The organism is Streptomyces mesophilus, assembly GCF_040300965.1.
Taxonomy (GTDB): domain Bacteria; phylum Actinomycetota; class Actinomycetes; order Streptomycetales; family Streptomycetaceae; genus Streptomyces; species Streptomyces mesophilus_A.
Genome location: NZ_JBEPEW010000283.1, coordinates 1 through 4728, shown reverse-complemented (window position 1 = coordinate 4728; position 4728 = coordinate 1). Strand labels below are relative to the sequence as shown.

The 4728-nt window shown below is 70.8% G+C and carries 4 protein-coding genes; 1 reads left to right on the top strand and 3 read right to left on the bottom strand.

The annotated features are described in order from the left end of the window. Positions 1-94: 94 nt before the first annotated feature. Entirely contained in the window at positions 95-1885 is a 1791-nt protein-coding gene (locus ABT367_RS40915; protein ID WP_352259003.1) for a substrate-binding and VWA domain-containing protein, read from the bottom strand. 176 nt (positions 1886-2061) lie between these two features. Between ABT367_RS40915 and ABT367_RS40910 the strand changes: the two genes are divergently transcribed. Beyond that, positions 2062-2862 carry a CPBP family intramembrane glutamic endopeptidase gene (locus tag ABT367_RS40910; RefSeq protein WP_352259004.1) on the top strand — a complete coding sequence of 267 codons (801 nt, stop codon included), beginning with the start codon at positions 2062-2064 and terminating at the stop codon, positions 2860-2862. Positions 2863-2943: 81 nt separating this feature from the next. Here the strand turns inward: ABT367_RS40910 and ABT367_RS40905 are convergent, their stop codons facing one another. Next, positions 2944-3753 (bottom strand): PhzF family phenazine biosynthesis protein, encoded by an 810-nt coding sequence (locus ABT367_RS40905; protein WP_352259001.1) that lies wholly within the window; start codon positions 3751-3753, stop codon positions 2944-2946. A 146-nt stretch (positions 3754-3899) separates the two neighbouring features. After that, entirely contained in the window at positions 3900-4289 is a 390-nt protein-coding gene (locus ABT367_RS40900; protein WP_352259000.1) for a VOC family protein, read from the bottom strand. Positions 4290-4728 lie beyond the last annotated feature (439 nt).

The following is a 4728-nucleotide window of genomic DNA, read 5'->3' as shown; positions in this document are numbered from 1 at the left end:
GGGGGGGGGGGGCGGCGGGGGGGGGGGGCGCCCCCGGCCCCCGGGGGGGGGGGGGGGGGGGGGGGGGCGCGCCCCCCCCCCCCCCCCCCCCGGCTCAGCCCGCGCTCGCCTGGGCCGCCGCCGTGATGGCCTTGAGGATCACTTCCGGGACTTGCGCCGGATCGTCGACCTGGTGGCCCGAGCCGCCGGTCGCCTTGGCCACCTGGTCGAGTTCGTCCTGGTCGCCGCCCGGTCCGACCGCGACCGCGATCAGCGGCACCGGGCGGTCCGGGTCGGACAGGCTCTCCAGCTGGGAGATCAGGGCACTGCGGGTGATCGAGTTGGGGTCCTGGTTCTCGCCGTCGGTGACGATCACCACGGCGTTGAACATGTCGGGCACATGGGTCTTCTGGGCCTGCTTGAAGGCGGCGAGCGTCGTGTCGTACAGACCGGTCGCGCCATCGGGCACCGGCTGCAGCTTGCCGAACGCCGCCGTCAGACGCTCGCGCTGAGTGGTGCCGCCCTTGCCCGTCTGCTTGCCGAGGCGGTCCGTGGGCACCAGCTCGCGGTAGTCGCGCTTGCCGTCCAGGAGGGTGGAGAACTCCCAGAGGCCGAAGTGGTCCTCGTTGGTGAACTGGGTCAGCGCCGCGGTCAGCGCCGCCTTGGTGACGTCCATACGGGGCGCGCCCCGGCCCGGCACCAGCTCGGCCATCGAGCCGGAGACGTCGACGACGACGGAGATCCGCGCGCTCTGCACGGTGATCGTCCAGACGCCCAGGGTCTCCTGGAGCTGCTTGCTGCTGAGCTCTTCGCTCGACGCGTTGGCCACCGGCTGGGTCCCGCTGCCGCCTGCCGCCTGGACCAGGCTGTCCGACGGCGCTCCCCGGTCGGTACGGAAGCCGTGCGCGGCGAGGATGCGCTCGCCCTCCTGCTCGCCGAGCAGCGTCATGAAACGCAGCGCGGCCCGGCTCTCGTCGGTGGTCTGGCCCGGCTCGTCGAGCAGCGCGTACGGGTAGTCGAGCTCGGGCGCGCCGTCCTTCGGGTAGAAGAGCTCCAGCTTGCCCGCGTCCTGGGCCGAGGCATTGTGCTTGAACGCCGCCTGCTCCGAGACGATCAGGGCCTGGTTGCGGCGCGGATTGCCCTGCTCCGTACCGGAGTTGTCCCGGGCCAGGGTGTCGAGGGCCTGGGCGTCGCTGTCCGAGGTGCGCTGCGCCAGGATCTTCGCCGTGGCCGCGATCTGGGCCTCCGCCTCCGCGCCGCCCGCCTGCTCCGCCGACGCGCTCATCTTGGCCAGCGCGAGCAGGCCCGATGCGCTGCGCGCGGGATCCGCGGCGCCGAGCCGCAGCTGGTCGCCCTGGGTCGCGGCGCCCGCCAACTCGGCCCAGGAGTACGTCTTCTTCGGCCAGCCCAGTTTCTTGGCGGCGGCCGGCACCATGCCCATGGTCACAGGGGTCGAGGCGATATTGCCGGTGGGCGTCAACAGGCTCTCGTCGCCCAGCAGTTGCACCCGCTCCACCCACATGTCCGAGTCCGGCACCCACACCTCGTACGAACCGGGCTTGCCTTCCGTACGCAGAGAGTCGGCGAACTTGGAGGAGTCGCGCGCGGTGACCCGGACGTCCATGCAGCGGCCGTCGGAGGTGATGTCCTTGTCGCGTGCGTAGGCGGCGGTGTCGCGCAGGGCCGGGGCCATGTCGGGGGAGGCGACCACATCGATGCGTACGGCGTCGTCCGCGCACCGGTTCGCGAAAGGCAGCCAGTCGCCGCCCACCGCGTAGGCGGCCGAACCTGCGACGCCCAGAACCAGGACCGTCGCGATGGCGACCATGCGGCGGCGCGGGCCCGGGCGCTGGGCATCTGCCGCAGTCGCCCTCGATCTGCGGTCCGGCATGTTGTGACGTCCCATGACGCTGGTGCCCCTCTTCGTACGTCTGGATGCACGACGCGCGGGGGTACATACGGTCGACACAGGTGCGTGGCGTACCGTCCCCCTGGCCTGTCGCGCACGGTCTTCGTACCTGCATTCGAGACCCTAGTGGGGCGAGCATGTGTGCGGGGCGTGATTGGTCAACTAAGGCAGGTGTGCACGTGGAGGCAGGGCTGGTGGCCGGATCTTTTCCCCATGAGCGGATTTCGCGGAGAATTCTCCGGGACGAGACGCTTCTTGTCCTCGCGCTGTCGCTCGGTGCCAGCGGAGTCTCCGCGCTGATCAGTTTCATCGGGTCGGTGACCAAGCCGGGTGGTCTCAAGGACCAGGCGGCCACGCTCAACGCGTCGGCGGCGCCGGGGCGTCCCTGGCTTGATCTCGCCTGGCAGCTTTTCGGCATCTGTACCGCTCTGGTACCGGTCGCCCTCGTCATTCATCTGCTGGTGCGGGAAGGGGCCGGGGTCCGCTCGATCGGCTTCGACCTCAAGCGCCCCGGCTTCGATCTGTCCCGCGGCGCGGTGATCGCGGCGGGGATCGGCTCGACCGGTATCGCCTTCTATCTGCTCGCGCGGGCGCTGGGCTTCAACCTCACGGTGGTTCCGGAGGCGTTGCCGGACGTGTGGTGGAAGTTCCCGGTGCTGATCCTGTCGGCGGCGCAGAACTCGATTCTCGAGGAAGTGATCGTGGTCGGGTATCTGCTGCGCAGACTCGACCAGTTGGGGTTCTCGCCGATGGGGTCGCTCGCGGCGAGTTCGGTGCTGCGCGGCTCGTACCACCTGTATCAGGGGATCGGCGGGTTCATCGGCAACATGGTGATGGGCGTCGTCTTCGTCCTGCTCTACCGGCGGTGGGGTCGGGTGGGTCCGCTGGTCGTGGCCCATACGCTGCTCGATGTCGGAGCGTTCGTGGGGTATGCGCTGCTGGCCGGGAAGGTCGGCTGGCTGCCCACCGCGTGAGGCGGAGGGCAGCGGTGCACGGGAGCGGCGGGCGCCGTGGATCGCCCGCCCCCTCGGGCGGGCAGATCTTTGCGGAGTGCCTCAGGCGTGCAGCTCGCCCTCGATGACGGTGACGGCGCGGCCGGTCAGAAGGGTGCGTTCGCCCTGGAGCGTCACGCGCACCCGGCCGGAGCGCTGTGAGGCCTGCAGGCCGGTGAGTTCGGTGCGGCCCAGACGCCCGCACCAGAACGGGGCGAGGGCGGTGTGGGCGCTGCCGGTCACCGGATCCTCGTCGACGCCGACGTTCGGGAAGAAGCCGCGCGAGACGAAGTCGTAGCCCCGGGCGGGGTCTTCGGCCGCGGCGGTGGCGATGATGCCGCGCTCCGAGTAGCGGGCGAGCGCCCGGATGTCGGGGCGCAGCCCTCGGACCGTCTGCTCGTCGGCGAGCTCCACCAGGAGGTCGCCGGTGTTCTCGCCGGTGTCGTACGTGGAGAGGGCTTTGGCGCCGAGCGCCTCCTCGACACCGTCGGGGATGTCGACCGCGGTGAGCGGGGCCGTCGGGAAGTCGAGCGTCAGGGCGCCGTCGGGGTGCGCCGTGGCGGTGAGAACGCCGCTCAGGGTCGAGAAGCGGATGGTGCCGTGGGCGCGCCCGGTGCTGTGCAGCACATGGGCGGCGGCGAGCGTGGCGTGGCCGCACATCCGGACCTCGGCGGCCGGGGTGAACCAGCGCAGCGCCCAGTCGGCCGTACCGCCTTCGGGCAGCGGGTGGGCGAACGCGGTCTCCGCGTGGTTGACCTCGAGCGCGACGTTCTGCAGCCAGCTGTCCCCGGGGAAGGAGTCGAGGAGCAGGACGCCCGCGGGGTTGCCTGCGAAGGGACGGTCGGTGAAGGCGTCGACGATCTGAATGCGCATAGGGCGACGGTAGGGCGCGCGTCGAGCGTCGGGCCAAGGCCAATTGGCGGCTGGTGGCCTTGTGCCGGGTCTTCGCGGGTCCTCGGAGCCGCAGCCCGGCATCGGCTGCGAGGCGGTGAGGGCACCGGCCGGTCGTGGTGGTCGGCTCAGTCGAGGTAGTCCGCGCGGCCCTCGTCGTCGAGTGCGAACGGTCCGTCGGGGATGATGCAGAACTCGTTCCCCTCCGGGTCGGCCATCACCAGGAACCCGCCCTCGGCGTACTCCTCAAGCCGGCGCCCGCCGAGTGACTCGACACGCTGCTGCTCTTCGCGCGGGTTCGGTGAGCTGATGTCGAAATGCATGCGGTTCTTGCCGGACGTGGCCTCGCCGGCCTGCTGGAAGCCGAGCCCGAGGCCGTTCTCGCGCTGCAGCCATACGTAGGGACCCGTGCGGTCCGCGATGGGCCGGCCGAGCAGCTCGGACCAGAACGCGGCGAGCCGCTCGGGGTCCGCGGCGTCGACGATGAGGGCATTGATCTGCAGCGGTGAGTGCGCCATGCCCCGATTCTCTCGCGCCGCGGTGAACCGGCGCTCGGGGTCGGTCATGGTCGCCTGCGCCGGGACGCCCGGTCGACGACCGGGCAGCACGTCGCCTTCGCGTCGTGAGCTCCCAGCCATTCCGGCCGGCCACGTCCGGGAACGGCAGACCGACCTTCCAGAAGGGGCTTGCCATCCGATCGGTAGCGATATATCGTTGAGGCATCGCGATGGTTCATGAAAGATCGCGAGCGCTCCTGACAGCGCATCCCGAAATACGGCATACGGCGCCTATTCGAGGAGCGGATCCCACGCTGAACGACACATGAGAGAAGTGATTGATATGCGACCCCACGCACATGGACACGAGAACGGACAAGAGCACGAGCACGGCCGTCGGCACCACGGCGGCTTCGGCCGGCGCGGGCCCGGCCCCGGTTTCGGCGGGCCCGGCGGGCCG